The 17,543-nt window shown below is 62.9% G+C and carries 12 protein-coding genes; 4 read left to right on the top strand and 8 right to left on the bottom strand.

Features of this window, described 5'->3' with window-relative positions; genetic code table 11:
• Positions 1 to 321 precede the first annotated feature (321 nt).
• Genes JHC57_RS14845 through JHC57_RS14835 form a run of 3 tightly spaced genes read right to left on the bottom strand, consistent with a single transcriptional unit; the run spans position 322 to position 6,213 of the window.
• The gene (locus tag JHC57_RS14845; protein WP_294030908.1) at positions 322 to 3,210 is read right to left on the bottom strand and encodes an AAA family ATPase; all 2,889 of its coding nucleotides are present in this window, start codon (positions 3,208 to 3,210) and stop codon (positions 322 to 324) included.
• Positions 3,207 to 3,833 carry a hypothetical protein gene (locus tag JHC57_RS14840; protein ID WP_294030907.1) on the bottom strand — a complete coding sequence of 209 codons (627 nt, stop codon included), beginning with the start codon at positions 3,831 to 3,833 and terminating at the stop codon, positions 3,207 to 3,209. Before JHC57_RS14840 ends, JHC57_RS14845 begins: the two co-directional genes overlap by 4 nt.
• A 4-nt stretch (positions 3,834 to 3,837) precedes the next feature.
• Positions 3,838 to 6,213: an ABC-three component system protein gene (locus tag JHC57_RS14835; RefSeq protein WP_294030905.1), complete on the bottom strand. Its 2,376-nt coding sequence runs from the start codon at positions 6,211 to 6,213 to the stop codon at positions 3,838 to 3,840.
• 662 nt (positions 6,214 to 6,875) lie between these two features.
• Between JHC57_RS14835 and JHC57_RS14830 the strand changes: the two genes are divergently transcribed.
• From JHC57_RS14830 to JHC57_RS14815, 4 genes are all read left to right on the top strand, one after another.
• Entirely contained in the window at positions 6,876 to 7,454 is a 579-nt protein-coding gene (locus JHC57_RS14830; RefSeq protein WP_294030903.1) for an RNA polymerase sigma factor, read from the top strand.
• Positions 7,451 to 8,359, top strand: coding sequence for a FecR family protein (locus JHC57_RS14825; protein WP_294030901.1), 909 nt, complete (start codon positions 7,451 to 7,453; stop codon positions 8,357 to 8,359). The genes JHC57_RS14830 and JHC57_RS14825 overlap by 4 nt, the downstream gene beginning before the upstream one ends.
• 83 nt (positions 8,360 to 8,442) lie before the next feature.
• Complete coding sequence (locus JHC57_RS14820) at positions 8,443 to 11,370, top strand: TonB-dependent receptor (RefSeq protein ID WP_294030900.1); 2,928 nt, start codon at positions 8,443 to 8,445, stop codon at positions 11,368 to 11,370.
• The gene (locus JHC57_RS14815) at positions 11,364 to 13,367 is read left to right on the top strand and encodes an Atxe2 family lasso peptide isopeptidase (RefSeq protein WP_294030898.1); all 2,004 of its coding nucleotides are present in this window, start codon (positions 11,364 to 11,366) and stop codon (positions 13,365 to 13,367) included. Before JHC57_RS14820 ends, JHC57_RS14815 begins: the two co-directional genes overlap by 7 nt.
• Before the next feature lie 48 nt (positions 13,368 to 13,415).
• Here JHC57_RS14815 and JHC57_RS14810 read toward each other — a convergent pair whose 3' ends face one another.
• From JHC57_RS14810 to JHC57_RS14790, 5 genes are all read right to left on the bottom strand, one after another.
• Complete coding sequence (locus JHC57_RS14810) at positions 13,416 to 15,113, bottom strand: asparagine synthase-related protein (protein WP_294030897.1); 1,698 nt, start codon at positions 15,111 to 15,113, stop codon at positions 13,416 to 13,418.
• Positions 15,110 to 15,787, bottom strand: coding sequence for a lasso peptide biosynthesis B2 protein (locus JHC57_RS14805; RefSeq protein ID WP_294030896.1), 678 nt, complete (start codon positions 15,785 to 15,787; stop codon positions 15,110 to 15,112). Before JHC57_RS14805 ends, JHC57_RS14810 begins: the two co-directional genes overlap by 4 nt.
• A gap of 46 nt (positions 15,788 to 15,833) precedes the next feature.
• The gene (locus JHC57_RS14800) at positions 15,834 to 15,971 is read right to left on the bottom strand and encodes a hypothetical protein (protein ID WP_294030894.1); all 138 of its coding nucleotides are present in this window, start codon (positions 15,969 to 15,971) and stop codon (positions 15,834 to 15,836) included.
• A 97-nt stretch (positions 15,972 to 16,068) separates the two neighbouring features.
• Positions 16,069 to 16,689: a GntR family transcriptional regulator gene (locus JHC57_RS14795; protein ID WP_294030892.1), complete on the bottom strand. Its 621-nt coding sequence runs from the start codon at positions 16,687 to 16,689 to the stop codon at positions 16,069 to 16,071.
• Positions 16,686 to 17,531: a phytanoyl-CoA dioxygenase family protein gene (locus tag JHC57_RS14790; protein ID WP_294030909.1), complete on the bottom strand. Its 846-nt coding sequence runs from the start codon at positions 17,529 to 17,531 to the stop codon at positions 16,686 to 16,688. Before JHC57_RS14790 ends, JHC57_RS14795 begins: the two co-directional genes overlap by 4 nt.
• Positions 17,532 to 17,543 lie beyond the last annotated feature (12 nt).

Here is a 17,543-nt window from a genome sequence, read left to right as displayed (position 1 = left end):
AAAGGGGGTCCCTCTTCGACGCCGATCGGGGGTCCCTTTTGAACGCCGTTTGACATAGAGACGCGCACGCGATTGAAAGCTCCTCGTCATGCCACGCGCGCGGAAGCCAGCAATCGTCGGAACTACGATTGCCCGCTTTCGGGGTGTGGTCAGCGACGGTCGCAACAGCCGACATCGGGCGACTGCGATCGAGCCGACGCAAGCCCTTCTTCATTCGCAAAAATGTTCTGGAATTCCCTTACGGGCTAATGAAAATGAGCTCTGTCAGGCGTGATCAATTCTCGTTAGAGCCGCCAAGTTCGGAGATTCCATCCTCCTAGTTCAGCTTTCGAGGTCCCGTCCCAGCTGTCGTTTGGAACGCTGAAACTGAACGACTTGGGCGCTCAGGCCCGCTGCGAAAAACTTTGCGCGAATGAATTCGGCCTGCGTTTGATCATGGGTGGTCATAATGATTTGATGGCCCTTGTCCTGACAGAGAGAGCGCATGAGGTCGGCGAAAGCCCCGACCTTGATGACATCGGCGTGTTGAAGCGGATCGTCCAAGATGAGGGCTTGCCAACGCGACCAAGGAAGAAGGACGGAAGCCGTTATCATCGCCGATATCTGTAGCGCCGCAAGTTGTCCTTCAGAGAAGAAATGACCGGGATACCAGCCATGAAGCGGCTGGTCGTCGACTCGCGGAACCGCATGCGCATCGGGTTCGCTTACGCGCATATCGACCTGATCTGGCGTCCATTCGAGCGTTTCGCCAAGAGAACCGGCCAGGATCGAATAAACCTGTTTGAAAAGTGAGTTCCAGGGCCTGAGCACCGTGCCGTGCATCCGGCTGTCGATGTCCCGGCGATGTCGCGCCCGTTCGCGCAGCCGCGTTTCCAGAGCATCGATCGCCTTTACCCGCGCCTCGGCTGCCACAACAGCTTCGTGGATGATCCGGTGCAGCTCGGTGCCGCTAACGCGGGCATTGGCAGGCATGTAGGAGGATCCCAGCAGTTTCATTTCATGATCGGCCTGCGCCGATTGCGCAGCGCGGTCATCTTCGGACCGAATGATCGCTAGACGCTCGAGCGCCGCTCCCATCTGTACCGTTCGTTTTTGCAGCGATTGGACATAATCCGCCTCATCGCTCGCGCCGAAAATTCTGCGCAGCTCGCGATCGATTATCTTGAACCGGCGTCGTTCTTCAACAGCCCGTTCCTGGTCGGCGTTCGCAAGATTTGCTGCGCGGGCAACATTCTGACCTGCCTCCTCCACCAGTTCCAGAGCAGCGCGGTGTTCGGTCCTCGCTTCGGCTAGTCGCGAATTTTCGCGCTCGAGCTCAAGATCCAAGACGCGCTGTTGTGCGCGGACCTCGAGATATTGCTCCGGGCTCGTTTCGCTCCCGGCAAGCGCCGCACGCCGTTCGGCGATATCTTCGAGTTCAGCGACAATTTCAATGCGCGCCTCGACGGCGCGGCGGCGCCGTTCCTCAATCCAGACCCGGATATGGCGAAGTGATGTGTCTTCCTCGATCTCGAACTCATCTCGCAAGTCGGCCACGCGCGCTTCGAGGCGGTTCTGCGCCTCTTCGCTCCAGACGCCGCCGAATGCGGTGCTATGCTGATCCATATCAACTCGAAACCGTTCGCGCTGCGCCAAATGGATACGTGCCTGCTCGAGCTGCGACGTGAAGAACTGGAGCTCACCGGCTACGCTGCCCAGTTCCTGCGTTTTCTCATTCAGTTGACGAGTCAGTTCACGGGCAGCGGGTCCGGCCTCCTTTATCGACGCGGAAGCCCGCTTCATCAGCTCTCCCTTGTCATAGGTGGCGGCGCAAACCGGGCAGCTGGAGTCATGATCGGTGAGGTGGTCGGCGAGCGCAACGGCAAGAGATCTTAACGTCTCCATCCTCTCGGTCTCGCGCGACAGGGTATTTCTAGCGGTCGCCCGCTCTTCCCTGAGCGCTTCGCGCCGACGAGTAAGGTCGTCGACGCGGACCTTCGCCTCGGCCTCGATTTTTTCGGGATCCCCGAATTCGGCAAGCGTCTCTTCATATTTCCGCATCTCGGCGATGCTTTGCCCGGCACGGATACGCACCGCGAGCTCTTCCAGCGTCCCCACGGCCGCCAGCCGATTTTCGATGCCGCCGAGCTCCAGCGCCAGATCGACCAAGCGGTTGTCCAGCGAGCCTTTGCGAGCGTCGAGCTCCGCAGCCTCTTCCCTGCTGTGCAGCTTTTCGAGCAGCACCGAGCGTTGATCAGCCATTCGCGCGATCATAGTCGCGATTGCGGCCACCTCTTCTTCCGCCGCTGCGAGCGCATCGGCTCTCCGCTGAGCGAGCTGGACCGAAGCCTGCTGCATCTGGCGAGACGCCTCCGCTTCGACCTCCAGCCGCCGCGCCCGCGCGGCTGCATCGCGGCGTTCGGCGCTGAGTTGGCGGACCTCCGAGAGACGCGATTCGAGTGCCGACCGATGATCGAGGAGCACCCGTTCGAACTTCCGGCTATCGTTTTTCAACCCGCTGAGATCCAGTTCGGGCTCGCCGCTCAGCGATGCGATCAATTCGGCAAGCCTTCGCTCGCCGCGGACGCTCTCTTGCGCGGACATGTCCGCCTGGAGACGCTGGATATGATCGAACGCTAGGCTGTGCTTGCGGACGGCGTCGGCCGCTTCGGCGCGCTGCCTGCGCAATTCACTTTTCGTCTCCCTGCCCCAGAGCCGCTGATCCAGCCCTCTGAGCCTTTCGAGCCCGGCTGGACCGGCAAACGTCTTCATGATCGCTTCGCCATTGTCATAGCCAAGTCGCGCAACGGAGCGCTGCGACGAAAAATGGGTCCATTGCAGTGCAAGGTCGATTGACTTCAAATCGCGCCAAGGCTGCTCAGCGTTGCGCAAAAGAGACGAGATCTCTTCAGGTCCAGAGTCGCGACCGATTGCAAACTGCTTGCCGGTCGCGGTTTCTTCAAAAGTCAGCGTGACGATAGGATCGTCGCTCGATCCTATCGTCCTGAAGATATCCGTCCGACGAGAAGCGGGACTGCCAGACTGCGGCAATCGCGAAGCGGTGCCCGTCAGGACCCACTCGATGCTGTCGATGACGGTCGATTTGCCGCTGCCGTTGGGGCCGACGAGAATAGTAATTCCAGGTCCATTTTCGAAGTTGATCGCTAGGGGCCGGCCAAGACGCCGAAAGCCTTGGATATCCGCGCGTACCAGGCGCAACGGATTGCTCATGAACTCTGACGCTGCGACAGCGCGTCCCGGACGAAGTCGGCGGCAGATCCGCCCGCTTGATCCGCCTTCAGTGCGAGGTCGTCGAGACCGTCCTCATCGATGAGCGACTCGATCGTGCTCGCCGACCCCTTGAACGGAATGGCATGTCGCCAAGGTCTTGCAAATGGTGAGCGGGTCAGAAATTCTTCGGCGCTAGCAAGAGGCTCGCAATCAGGGAGCCAGACCATTTTTCGGCAGATACGATCATCGTCCTCGATCGCGGCAGCTGCATTTGCCCACTCCTCCAGATCATAACTGCCGCCGGGTCCGATCAGCAAAACAAGCATGTCGACGGATTTGGCTCCGAGTGATTGCTGCGCCACGGCCGCGCAGCGGATGTACGGCAACGCCGCCGACCGATCAGGCACGTCGATAAGTCCAGCGACAATTGGCTGATCGCCCCAACATTCAAATATCACGGCGCCGGCAGACGGAATTCCTTCAGCGCCATATCGCTCTATCGCGACCGCAAGCGGCAGCTCTTTCGCAACCACCTCCCCAGCGCTGAGGTAAGCATGCTGCTCGCAAACGGTGCGTAGCAAGCCGAGCCGTTCACTGAGCGAAAGGTCGTCCGGTTCGGTCACAGTCTCATATCTCCGGAAGCGCGCTTTGAAGCGCCGATTTAAGCATAGTTCTGGCCTCCTCTTCGCCGGATCTCAACGCTTTCCTAAGACGCGTGGAACCTACGATGACGGGTGTTCGGGCCCAAGGCGGGGTAAGGAGCCCAGCCGCCGGATTCTGGTTTGTTGTCGTATGTCGAGGCAGCAGTTCCGCACTCCGTGCAGACAGGACTAGACACGATGGCACCCATGGCTCTCCCGGCCAGCTGCATTCCCATTCGTCAATCGGCAAAGGATTGCAGTCGGGTATCCTAACCCATCGACTTCCACAAAAATGGGCCGCCGGTACCATTGTTCCGTCCTCGCTCTGGCGTGCGACATTTCCGTTACGATATTGCCCCACTCCTCCAATGCCCTCGAGAAGATCCTGCATGGCCAAATGAAAGAGGATTGCCGGGATCATTTCATCCTCGACCGACCGGGGTCCGACCCTGACCGACGTCCATGGGTCGGGCTCGCCGAAGCCGTCGAGCAGGCCGCCAAAAAGCCGAACGACCCAACGCCGCTGGGCAGAGGGAAGGTCCCGCACCGTATTTCGCCAGGCTGTCCAAAGACCATGCACACGCTCGTGGATATTGGGATGAAAACCCACTTTGCAAAGACTCGGGTCAACGGCAGCCTCGATCATCCGATCGTCGATGAGCGCCAACAACCCTTCATCGAGCGCAGCCTCAAGCTTGTCCGATAGCTGATCTGCTTCGGCTGAATAGCTATTACGGCCAGGTTCGACCTGTCCCGCCATCGGCAGCGCGGCGCGAGTGCGGTCGCCGGCGCGCCGAGGCACTTCCTTTGAAAGCTCTACCCAAGCCGCTTTATGCGGCCCGGCGACTTGGGCCTGCGGCTCAGCGTGAACAAGAAGCCTGCATAGTGCGAGATCTAATTTCGATTGGGGATCTGCGGGCGGAAAGTCGATTTCCACATGGATCGCTGCGGTCGGAACCCGCCAGAGCCGGCCGACATCGCCGATCGCAATATCGCCCTCCCATCGGACCTCGGCCGCCTGGCGCGTGAGGCGAATGCGGGTGGTTCGCGCTGCAAACTGGCGCCTGTCGAACGCGGCAGCAAGATATTCCGGCAAGAGCGGCGTGCGTGGCCGCTCCGAAATGGCATCGCGACGAGCGCGCAGTTCCGCGACTTTGGAAGCAATCTCGGCATTCTTGAAGTCCCATGCGTTCCTCGACGTGTCGCCGTGCCGAACGACAATCTCGTCGAACTGATCGAGATGCTCGACGCCGCCGACGATATAAACCGTCTTCCCATCGCGATCAGGGCGATGCTCGGCCCCAAATATGCGGACGATGTCATCACCTCGGCCTGTAAGCTCCATCGCGCGGATCACCAGCATTGCCGCCAACCGGTTCAGCGGCGCCGTGCCTCGGCCGAACAGCTGGTGGCCGCCGGTCAACAGGGTGAATTCCATGCCCGCGCCGAGCCAAGGCTGAATCACGGCTCGCGCCAAAGGGTCGATATCGAGAGCGGCATAAGCCGCTTCAATGTCGGGTACCGAGGCTGGCTCGGACCAGATTCCGGTTTCGATTGCGTTTATGTCGTCTACAAGCCGCTGCGCATCACCGGAATTGACCAGCCTGTCGCAGAGCATCTCGTGGCTGAGGCCTGGACAGGCAAACAAGACGAAGTCGATAAGGCCGCCATCGCCGAGCCCGCTGATGAGAAAGCGTTTGCGCCGCGTCTCGCCATCCAGGGATGGCCCTTGCTTGGGATGAACCCGCCAATAGGAGGTGGTATCGGATTCGATGCCAGTGGGCTTCGCTTCGAGTCCGAACCCCGCAGCAACAATCACAAGATCGAATCTGCGCTTCTTTTGCAACCCATCCTTGCGCGTCAGCAATTCGACGCCGTTGGGTACGGCGACAATCTTCTCGATAGTGGTCGATATCTCGGTTTTTACGTCAAACCGGGCGAACTGCGTGACGAGATCCATCGCCACATTGCCGGCGATCGCCTCGTCCCAGTCGAGAATAGGCAAACGCGCCCGGCGTTGGGTCGAGCCTTCGGCTGGCCAGTCGATTAGATGAGGAGCCAAGAATTTGTTCAGCGAGCCGGTCTGCAACGGCATGATCTGGTCGCGACTTTCGAAGAGAGTGATCTCCAGCCCCTCTCGCAATCCGGCCATCTTGAGCGCCGCTGCAGCCGTCATGCCCGACGCGCCGGCCCCGACGATGGCGATGCTCGACAGCTTGTCGGTCCAACTTTCGCCCCGCAACTGTTCGACGAGCTCAAGCGCCCTTATCTGCTGCGCATAGAAGGTGATGCGCAGATGCGAAGGGAACAGCAAATAAATCCGTTCCGGAACAGCGCACGCGTCGCCAAGTATGTCGCGCACCTAACTCACCGCTCCAGCCCGGCTATGCAAAACAGATTCAAAATGTCACCGCCCCCCATGCGATACTGTCTTAGGCCGGATCGGCGGACTTCCAGCCCTGCCATTCACTTTGGATGGCGTTACATAAGATTTCTGTTTCAGCAAGCGCTTGGGAAAGCCCAAGCGTCAATCACTCCGGATCGGAAGCAATTTTCAGGTTCGATTTGGCTAGCCAATTGGTCTCCCCATTCGCCGATGTGAAGGCGCGTGCAACGAACGTCTGTCTTTAGAATACATGCTTGACCATCCGAATGGCGAAGTTGAGGCGCGGAGCCGCCGATCTCGGCGAAGCGATCTAATGGCCGCTTTCAGGATGGGGCGAATGACCTTGGAATGGCTGACAACGGGCGCAAAGCCGTCACCACAACAAGATTCATTCTGGATCAATCTCCCTCCTGACTCTTGCCCTGCCGTAGCGGCAAGCTATGCTCACTCCCGCATCGGGTGTGAGAAGCGCGGTGCCGGGGATTGAGACACCCGCTTGACGATCACGGATTTTTGCCATCCCGCCGGGTGGCCGCGACGCATGTCCAAGCCTTCGGGCCAAAGGTTGCGGCCTCGTCGTCAAGCGAGACTCAACACCCGGCTACCTGCCGTCTCCTTCCGGGCTGGAAGGCAGACCTATGGATTATGATGACGACGACGACCGCCGCACCGCGCTGAGCAACGGGGAATCGATACCGCCCGGGGATTGGGAAGGATTCGGTCGCGCCGCGCGGACCGAGGCGATCCTCGCCGAGCAGCGCCCTCGCCTCGCGGGATTCTTCCGCCGCAACGCGCATCCCCAGGATGTCGCCGACCTCGTTCAGGAGAGCTTTCGCCGCTTCTTCACTGCGAAGGGCTATTTTCACATCGGCGACAAGCCCGGCGCCTATCTCGCGCAAACGGCGCGCACGCTTCTGAAGGAACGGGCGCGAACCGGCGCGCGGCGCCAGCATTCGGCGCACCATAGTTTCGAGGAGGAAGATGTCGCTGGCCCCGATCCGCATAGCGTGCTCGAAGCGCGCGACCTGTTGCGGCGCGCCGAGGAGGCTCTCGCCGAGCTCGATCCCACCACACGGGATGTATTCCTTATGCACCGCGTCGAAAATCTCGGCTATTCTGAAATAGCCCGAATCAAAGGCATAGGTGTGAAGCGCGTGGAAAAGCTCATCAGCAAGGCCGTTACCGCAATCCGCAAGGCGCGAGACAGACAATCGTGACGCGGCAGCAGCAGGAGGCGGACGATTGGGTCGGCCTGATGCATGGTCCCGATGCCGATACGCACCGCGCCGCGTTCGAGGCCTGGCGCCGTGAGCCCGGCAACGCTGCGGCCTACGCCCGCTCGGCCGAGGCCTATGCCGTCGGATCCAGTATGTCGCCGGCGCGTGTCGAAGCGATGGCGCGCGCGAAGAATGAAAAGCGCGTCAAAGCGCGCTGGGGTTTAGCCACCGCCGCCGCAGTGGTGTTGGTGGTCGGCGGCGCGCTCTATATGCAATCGCGAGGCGACGATACGCAGCTCGCCCAGTCGCCCAAGGCGAGCGAAGAACAGCAACTCGCCGACGGTACCAAGGTCATCCTGACCGATGGCGCAAAGATCGAAACCCAGTTCACGACCGGGCGACGCGTCGTCATCCTCACGAGCGGCGCCGCGCGTTTCGAGGTCGCACACGACACCTCGCGTCCGTTCACGGTCATCGCCGGCCGGTCGGAAACGACCGCGCTCGGCACGGTTTTCGAGGTAGATCTGCGAAACGGCCCTCCGCGCGTTCGCCTGGTCAGCGGCCGCGTCGAGGTGCGCTCGAGCGGGGGCGGCGCCGCGCTTCGGCTCGAGGCCGGCCAGAGCGCCGAGGTGCCGGCCGAGGGTCCGAAGATGGTCGGTATGATGGTGAGCCCCGTCGCGACCAGCCTGCTCGCAGCCGACAATCTTCCGCTCGGCTCGGTCATCGAGAGTGCGAACAAGCTGAACGCGAAACCGGTCCGCCTCGCCGACCCGGCGCTCGCGACGCTCCCGGTCTCGGGCCGCTTCGATCTTGCGGACAGCGGCGCCCTCGCGCGTAAACTCGCCGCCGCCTTCGGGCTCGCGGTCGACGATCGGGCGGACGAGATCATCCTCGCCAAAAAATAATCCGCACGCCGGGGGGGAAATTTTCGCCCCCCGGCATTTTGCACCCCCGGACGGCCATCACGGCCGCGACCGGGAGGGTGAGAATGCGAATGAAATATCTGGCCGCCATGCTGGCCTCGACTGCGACACCGGCGGCGCTCTATGCGCCGATGGCGCACGCACAGACCGATCAACGCACATATGACATCGCGCCGCAGCGTCTCGGCGACGCGCTGCGCAAATATTCCGAAGTGTCGGGGCGCGAGGTGATCCATTCGGGAAGTCTGACCGAGGGCAAGCGCAGCGGCCGCGCGCAAGGCCGCCTAACCCCCGACGCCGCCCTCACCCGCCTGCTTTCCGGCACCGGCCTGATCGCCGAAGTCGTCGATGGTGCGCTCGTGATCCGCGAGGGAAACGGCGATGCGACGGCCGAGCTCGCTTCGACTGATGCCAGCAGCGAGGCGATCGTTGTTACGGGAACCCGCATCCGCGGCACCGGTCCCGTCGGCTCACCGGTGACGATAATCGACCGCGAGGCGCTTGACCGGAGCGGACGAACGACGCTCGCCGATTTCATCCAGACGATCCCGCAGAATTTTTCGGGCGGCCCCACCGAGGCCGTCACGGGCTCGACCGCGCGCGGCAATGCGGGCACAAACCTCGGCTTCGGGAGCGGGATCAATTTGCGGGGTTTGGGCAGCGGATCGACGCTGACATTGTTCGACGGGGCGCGTCCCGCACTCGGCGGCGGCGCAGGCGCATTCACCGACCTCTCGCTCGTGCCGTCTGTCGCCATCGAACGCATCGAGATCCTCACCGACGGCGCTTCGGCAATCTATGGGTCGGACGCCATCGCCGGCGTCGTCAACATCCGTTTCCGGAACAGATTCCAAGGGCTTGAGACCCGCATGAGGGTCGGGACGGCGGACGGCGATTTCGGCGAGGTTCAAGCGAGCCAGATCGCAGGTGTCGGCTGGAAGAGCGGGCATCTGGTCGTGGCCGGCGAATATTACCGCCGCGGCAATCTCGCATCGTCGAAGCGCGCATTCGCCACCGAGGATCTCAGACCCTTCGGAGGCCCGGACCTTCGCTCCAACTACAACAATCCCGGCACAATCGTGGCTGCCAATGGGCGGGTCTTCGCTATTCCACGAGGACAGGACGGGACCGCGCTTACTCCCGAGCAGCTGCTTGTGTCGGGCTTCAAACGCGGCGACGCGAGGCGAAATATCGACATTTTTCCGCGGCAGGAAACGGTCAGTCTCTACGCAACGGTCGAACAGGACCTGTCCGACAAGATCAATCTGTTCGCCCGCGCGCTTTTCGCGGAGCGACACTTCGCGGTCCGGCGGCGATTGTTCGGTCCCCAGCCTCTGCGCGTGACGAGCGCAAACCCCTATTATGTCGATCCGATCGGGACCGGACAGCCGATCACGGTCTATTACGATCCGTCGGCGGAATTCGGACCGGAGGGGACGAAGGGCGTCGCTCGCGCCTTCAATACGAGCTTCGGCGGGCGGGCAACACTCGGCCCATGGTCCGTCGAATTGTCGGGCGGCTACGGCCTGCAGCGCGAGCGCGACGAGGGTGTAAATGTCGTCAATCGCCTCAAGCTGTTGCGCGCCCTCGCGGCCACGGACCGGCGCACAGCGATCAATGTTTTCGGCGACGGGCTCGTAAATGACCGCGAGCTCATTGACAGCCTGCGGGGCGGCCAGGAGCGTAAGGTCCGGTACGAGGTAATGTCCTCCGCGCTCCGGGCCGATGGCCCCCTTTTCAAGCTGCCTGCCGGTGAAGTCAAAGCGGCGATCGGTGCCGAATACAGACGCGATCGGCTGCGCTATCAAGCGCTCGTCGATGTCACGGCGAACGCGCCGATCCCCTCGCCTATCCCGGGACTTCCCGACAAGCGCATCGTGAAATCGATTTACGGCGAACTCGCGATCCCGGTCTTCGACGCGGGCGGGGCGCTGCCGGGCGCCCTCACGCTATCGGCGGCAGCACGCTACGAGGATTATTCCGATGTCGGGGATACGGCCAATCCAAAATTCGGGCTTCGCTGGACGCCGGTTCCTGGCCTCTCATTGCGCGCGTCCTATGGCCGATCCTTTCGCGCGCCCTATTTCACCGAACTCGTCGGATCGGCGAACGCGCTTTACCAGACGCTCCTGTTGCCCGATCCCGCTTCCGCTACCGGTCAATCCGTCGTGCTCGGGCTCTTCGGGTTCAGGCCGGACCTCGGGCCTGAAAAAGCCTCGAGCTGGACAGCCGGCATCGACGTCGAGCCGGCGTTCGCGCCCGGCGCGAAATTCAACGCTACATGGTTCGAGATCAGCTACCGCGACCGGATTGCGAGCGCCTCCGCGGACGTCCAGAACTTCCTGGTGCGCCGCGATATCTATGGAGGGATCGTCGACGAGACACCTGGCGCGACCGACATCGCGGCCTATTTTGCGAGCCCGAGCTTTTCCAATCCGCTCGGTGTGACCCAAGCCGATATTGCGGCGATTATCGACGGGCGCACGCTCAATCTGTCGCGCGCAACGGTCAGCGGTATCGATTTCGATGCGAGCTACGCGCGCGCGCTTCCGAATGGCGGCCTCGACATCAGCGTTGGCGGGACAAGGATGCTGCGCTTCAGAAGCCAGATCACCGACAGGGCGCCAGCGATCGACGTACTCGGGACGCTCGGCAACCCGGTCAAGCTGCGCTTGCGAGCCCGGGTCGGCGCCAATATTGGGGCGTTCGATGCCGGCTTGGCGGTCAACCACGTCGCGGCCTATCGGAATCTCACCGTCACCCCGGCCGAAAGGGTGAAGAGCTGGACCACGTTCGATCTCCAGCTGGGGCTCCGGGTCGCCGAGCAGGAACAAGGAAGAGCGATCCGTCTGACGGCGGGCATCACCAATCTGTTCGATCGGAATCCGCCTTACGCCCGCTTCGTCAGCAGTACGTCGGCGTTCGGATATGATCCGGAGCAGGCGAGCGCCGTCGGCCGCATGTTTTCGCTGCAGGCGGTGGTCTCGTGGTGACAGCGTGGCTGCTCGCCGGGGCCGCGACAGCGGGCCTTTCGGTCTCTTCCGACCGGATCGAGACGGAGAGCGAACGCCGCCCTGTGTCCGAGCGTGATCTTGTGGAAGCGGCAGATATCAGCGGACTCCGTCTCTCACCCGACGGATTGAAACTTGCCTACCGCGTCAGTCGCCCTTCGATCGAGAAGAATGAGACGATGCTCGACTGGTATGTCGTCGATGTCGCAGGAATAGCGTCGCCGACCCGGATCGGCGGCGGGATAGCGCAGCATGGCGGCGCCGGAACCCTGCTGGAGCAGTCGCCGGTCTGGGACCGGGACTCGCTTGGTCTTCGGTTCCGCGCGTTCGACGGCGAAGCTGCGGTGATCTGGCACTGGCGCAGCGGTTCGATCGCCCGGCGCGAACTCGTCGACGCCGCCGATATCCTTGCATTCGAGGTTTCTGCCGACGGGCAGTCCATTCGTTATTCGGTCGGGGCGACCCGGGCAGAGATCTTGCAGGCGGAACGCGACGCCTATGCGAATGGCGCCCTCGTCGACCGCCATCTGGATCTCATGGAACCCGTCGCCGGCGGCACGATCGAAGGAGGAAAGCGCATCATGCAGCGATTGCCCTCCGCCTGGTTCAACCGCGAGCGCCTTTTGTCACGCACGCCCAAAAAAGAGATCGTCGTCCAAACCCGCGGTGCGAACAATATTCCTGCAAAGGACCCGCCGGATTTCACCCCTGAGTTATCCGAGCAGGGCGTGAATGTCCTGGCCGAGAGCGGGAGCCGCGCCCGGCTTGCCTCGGAAGGCATTTCTACCCTTCGTGTGATACGCAAAGACGGACAGACAATCGACTGCACCGTGGCCATCTGCCGCAGTCCGCAATTGGCAGCGCTTGCCTGGCGTCCGGGTCGTGACGAACTGCTCCTGTTCGAGCGGACCGGCAGCGCGCGGGAGACGATCTGGCTCTGGCGCGTCGGGGCGCCGGGCGCGCGCGTCGCCAACCACAGTGATGGAGCGACGAGGTCGTCGGCGCATACGCCGCGATGTGCGGTGGGGATCGAGGCATTATTCTGTGCCGAAGCCGGGCCTGTATCGCCCCCGCACGTCGTCAGACTGGGCTATGATGGCAAGCGGACGATTCTCGCCGACCCCAATGCGGCGTTGCGGATGCGCATCGATGCTCGCGCAACACCGATGAGCTGGGCGCGCGGCGTGACGGGTGTGCTGCTGCAACCAGCGAACATGAAAATGCCGGTCCCGCTCGTTGTGCAATATTATCGCTGCTCGGGATTCTTGAAGGGCGGTGTTGGCGATGAAATTCCCATGCTGCCTTTGGTCGAACATGGCATCGCGGTAATGTGCATGGATCGGGTTCGGGCGGAGAAGGAGGCGGGAACCGGGGAAAGCTACCGGCTGGCGCTGTCCGACATTCAGAGCGCGCTGGACCAGCTGGTGAACCAAGGCGTGGTGGATCCGGCGCGTGTCGGCATAGGCGGCCTCAGCTTCGGCTCTGAAGTCACACTCTATGCGATACGCAAAACGAACCGGTTTGCGGCGGCGACGATCGCGTCGAGCCAGATGACGCCGTCCTATTTCTGGGCGAACGCGCTTCCGGGGCGCGGGTTCGCCGAAATGCTGGAAGAATATTGGAAGATCGGCGACCCCGACAGCGATCCAAAACGATGGCGCGAGCTGTCCGCAGTTTATGATATCGGGTCGATCAACACGCCGCTGCTCATGCAACTCCCGGAAGCGGAGGCCCGACATGTCGCGGAACTTCACACGCGCATGAAGCGTGCGGGCAAGGCCGTCGATTTCTTTGCATTCGCGGATGAGCCGCACATCAAGAAGCAGCCAATCCACAAGCTGGCGGTCTATCGCCGAAATCTCGATTGGTATCGCTTCTGGCTCAAGGGTGACGAGGATCCCGATCCGGCCAAAGCCGAGCAGTATCAGCGCTGGCGCGCGTATCGGGCGGCGCAGGCAGGGGGCGAGCAAGCTCGATAATGCCGTCTCTCCCGGTCCATTCCCTCCTTGCCTGGTCCCCGCGTGGGCTCAGAGGGAACGGATCCAGCGCTCGACGTCGACGATCTGCAGCAGGCGGATATAGACGGCGTCGAGCGCGTCGGCGGGCGGTTTCAACGCCACATCGACGGCCTCACGATCGATGATGCCTTCACGCGCAAGATAGCCATCTAGGAGGAACTCCCGAATATGGCCCCGACGGCCATTATAGGTCGTGACAAAGAGGGACTCGACACGTCCCTTTGTCCGTCGATCCCGCACGACCGGGGCGAGACGATCGGCAAATGCCGCGCGGGCAAGAGACCGGTCATGGCCGTCTGCGCACCAATTCCAGCTCGCGGCCTGCAGTCCCAGCTCGACGATCGGCTGCGAAAGCAAGGGAGCGATCATCGGCATCGCGAACGAACGATCATAGCCATCAACGAACAGCTGGATCGGCATCAACGCACGTCCATATCCAAACTGACCCGGGGCGATCGCGCGCGGTACAGAGAGCCAGGGGTGCGCGGGTGCCTCCCGGTCGTACCTGGAAGTCAGCAGGGTCGGGTCCCGCGGCCAAAGCTGCCTGGGCCGCACCAGCTGGAGGAGCGCAAGCCTGAGCGCTCGCCACACGCTGTCACCCGTCATCGTCGCGAGGTCGCTCGCCGCTTTCCAGGCCGCCTTGGCACCGGCGAACCGCAGCGCATCGGCCACCGGTCCGGCTTTGCGAATATATCCGAAGACATTGTCGCCTCCGACGCCGGTGAAGATCGCATCCGCGCCATAGTCCCGCGCGGCTGCGAGCAGCGCCGCGTCGCTCGAACCGAGCAGGCCGAAGCCGCCGGGACGCGCGCGCGGGATGGGAATGGGCGCCAGCGGATCGGACTCAAGGTCCGGCATGACGATCTCCGCGAGCGATGTCCGTGCCTGCGCCGCGGAGGCGCGCGCATAATCGCGCTCGTCGCCTGGTACTCCCGGCGTCGCGAGGTTGACCGCGCGCCACGGCGACGCGCGATCCTGGAGGCATGCTGCTACGATCGAACTGTCGAGGCCGCCTGACAATTCGAGCTGAATTCGCGCGAACCGGCCCGCCCAGCTGCCGACGACGCCTCCGACGCATTCCCTCAACTCCGCGGGTTCGATACGGCGAGGCGGAGATGCGGCGTGCGCCCAAGGTGACCATGCTCCCGGCAGCAGTCTGCCCGTCGCGAGGTCTATCGACTCTCCGGGAAGCAGCTCTGCGATATCTGCGATTCCGGTGAGCGGACCCCGCATCAAGGGGAAGCGGATATGCGCGTCAAGCGCCACAGGCTCGGGTCGAAGCGATCGAAGGCCAAGCAAGCGAGCCAGTGAGAGATCGGTGAATGCAACAATTTGGTTGCTGTTCGGGGCCGGCCTCGGGCGGGCCTCATAATAGATGGCCTGGCCGGCAGGGGGCGATCGCAACAGCCGGGAAATGCCATGACCATCGCGCCAGACGAGGAAGAAATTTCCCCAGATATGCCGATGCACCCATGCAGGCCCTTGCCGCTCGACGCCTGCAGCCAGTTCTTCATCGAGACAGGTCAGCGGCATCAGCGTATCGCGGCGAAACGCCCAGCCGAGCAAAACCAGGCCGTCGCTCGCGAGAAGGGGCGTATCGCGGTCGCCCAGGATCTGGAAATCTCCGACCTGCGCTAAACGAGCAACGGCTGCCGGCAGCGCAGCCACGGTGTCGCAGCGATGCACAAGGGCAATGCGGATACTCATAATTCGAAGACCGGGCAGAACTCGGCCACGCTGTCGAGGGGATCCGAAAGCAGGAGATTTCCCTGCTGGACCCAGCAATGCGCCGCAAAAGGGTCCAGCCGCACACCGAAAAAGACCTGCGCCTCGCAGCCGCGCCTCCACAGGGTCGCGGCAAGTGCGAGCGAGTCAGGAACGCAGCGCCGTTTGGCGGGAAAAAAGCGGCGTCTCTCGGAGAAAGAAGCAGCTGTCGCGGCAGCGAACGTCCGCTGGCATTGCGCAGGGTTTCGCCGGTCGAGATAACGGTCTCGCTGCCGCCGATAATATTCGACGGTCCGCAACAATCCCAGCCGGCTCAGGGCCTGGCCGGCCGCAAGGCGGCCTGCAAATAGCTCGAAGGGCGATAAGGCAGGCTCCCCGACAGGCCTCCGCTCCGACCGCTGCTCGATAGCGCTCTCGCAGACATAAGGCGCGTGGACAGGGGTGGCACGTGGGCCTTCGCCATGGCGGAGGATCCCTTTGTCGACCAAGGACGCGCAGGCATCTGAATTCGCTCCGGCTTCACCGACGGCAAGCGCTCGCAATCCGGCGGAATGCCAGCTGTCCAGGCGATAGTAGCGGTCCGCCTCGAGATCCAGCACGACGGCGCCGACGCTGATGAAGCAAAAGCTCATTCCCGGTGAAAGATGATAATGCATCGGTCCAAGACACGGCCGCACGGCGGCGGCCGTGTCCCTTTGCCCGTCAGTCAGCGGAGATGCCGCCGCCGAGCTTCAGGTCGTGGCCGCCGATTTCCGGCACCGGGAATTCCTCGCCGCGCGTTTCGACGCTGGCGATTCCGAGTTCTTCGATGCCTTCTTCGGCGATGCTGTTCCGGTCCATGGGACCCTCCTTGGTTGATGCCGCGGAATTGCGGCATGTCCCAAGCTACGCCCCTGATTCCGGATAGGAATTTTATAGTTTTCGAATATGCCGAATATTATCTGAGCGGCTCGGTGCGCGGCTTCACGCCAGCAGCGATGCGTCCCGCCTGCCCGACGCGGCGGCGATGGAAGCTCGTGATTTTGCTGCGCAATCCGGTCCAGCGGCCGAAGCGATAATCCACTTCCATCGCCGCGAGCAGCTCGCGCGAGGCGCGATCGATACGCGCCTCGGCGGCACGGAAAATCTGGCTTCGCTCGATATTTGCGATGAGCGCGTAGCGCAGTTCTCGATTTTCGGCGCCGATCGCGATGGTGCGAAAGAGCGACTCGACGGCCTCGGCATAGCCGGCGTGCCCCGCGAGCTCGAACAGGCCGCCTGCCGAGGGATGCGGAGTGCGGCCTTTCAGTGCGAGCGAGAGTAGCACGCCGGCCCAGCTATAGAGATCGCAAAGATCCGCCTCGGCGAGCGATGGCTGACGAAACCCCTCCTGATGCCAGCTTTCGACGATCCGCTCGCCCGACAAGCGATGGAGCGCATCGCGCACCGGTGTGGCGCTCGCGTCGAGAGTCTTCGCAAGCCGCGTCGGGTCGAGCCGCGTGCCCGGCGGATAGACGCCGGCGATGATCCGCGCCTTGAGGTCGAGATAAACCCGCTCCATCGTCGCACCGGGACTCATGGCTCGAGCCTCTCTCCGCCTCCGGCCCGCTGCGCCGCGACAAAATCCGCGAGCAGCGCATCCTGGTCGGGCCGCAGCGCGTCGACCGCCGCGATCGGCTCATCGGGATAGCCGCCGAACAGCACAGAGGGACATTGGCCCTCGAAATTGCCGAGGTTCGGGCGATGCTGGACATAGCCGGCGAGCGCGGCGAGCTCAGGCGCAAAGCTCTTGGCGACTTCGGGGGGATAGGCCAACCACTGGTTCTCGTAGGGCTTGAGCCAACCGAGACAATAGCTCACGATGATGCCGCGCCGCACGCCGGAACTCAGGTTTGGCCCTGCGCCGTGGAGCGTCGAGCCCAGGAAGACGATCGCATCGCCGGGTTCTGCCTCGGCGACGATCGGCGCTTCCCTCGGCTCCTCGAGAAGCGCCTCGACGCCGTGGCTGCGCGGCCAGATGATCGTGGCGCCGTTCTCGGCCGTGAATGCGGTTAGCAGCCACATGACGTTGACAAGATATTCGACGTCGCCGAGCGCGCCCTGCCACATATCCTGGTCGCGGTGGGGAAATTGCGGCAAGGCGCCGGGCTGCAGCTCGATCGCCTGCGCGAGGTTGAGCTGGATCCTTTCACACCAATTCCCGAGCGCGAGTTCGGCGAGATCGAGGATCGCCGGGTTCATCACCAGATCGGCCATCTTCGGCGACCGGATGAGCAGCCGCCCGAACCGCTTGGTCCGCTCGCCGTAGAAGCCGCCCTCGCAAAAGGGCGCCGCAGCGTAGCGGGGTGCGAGATCCGCCGCGATCGAGGCGACCAGCTCCCGCGGCGCCGCGCCGCGCAAGACGGTGTAGCCATTGCCCATGAGGTCGAGACC

It is taken from the genome of Sphingopyxis sp. (assembly GCF_016463645.1).
Lineage (GTDB): Bacteria > Pseudomonadota > Alphaproteobacteria > Sphingomonadales > Sphingomonadaceae > Sphingopyxis.
This window is presented reverse-complemented; position numbering and strand designations above follow the sequence as displayed.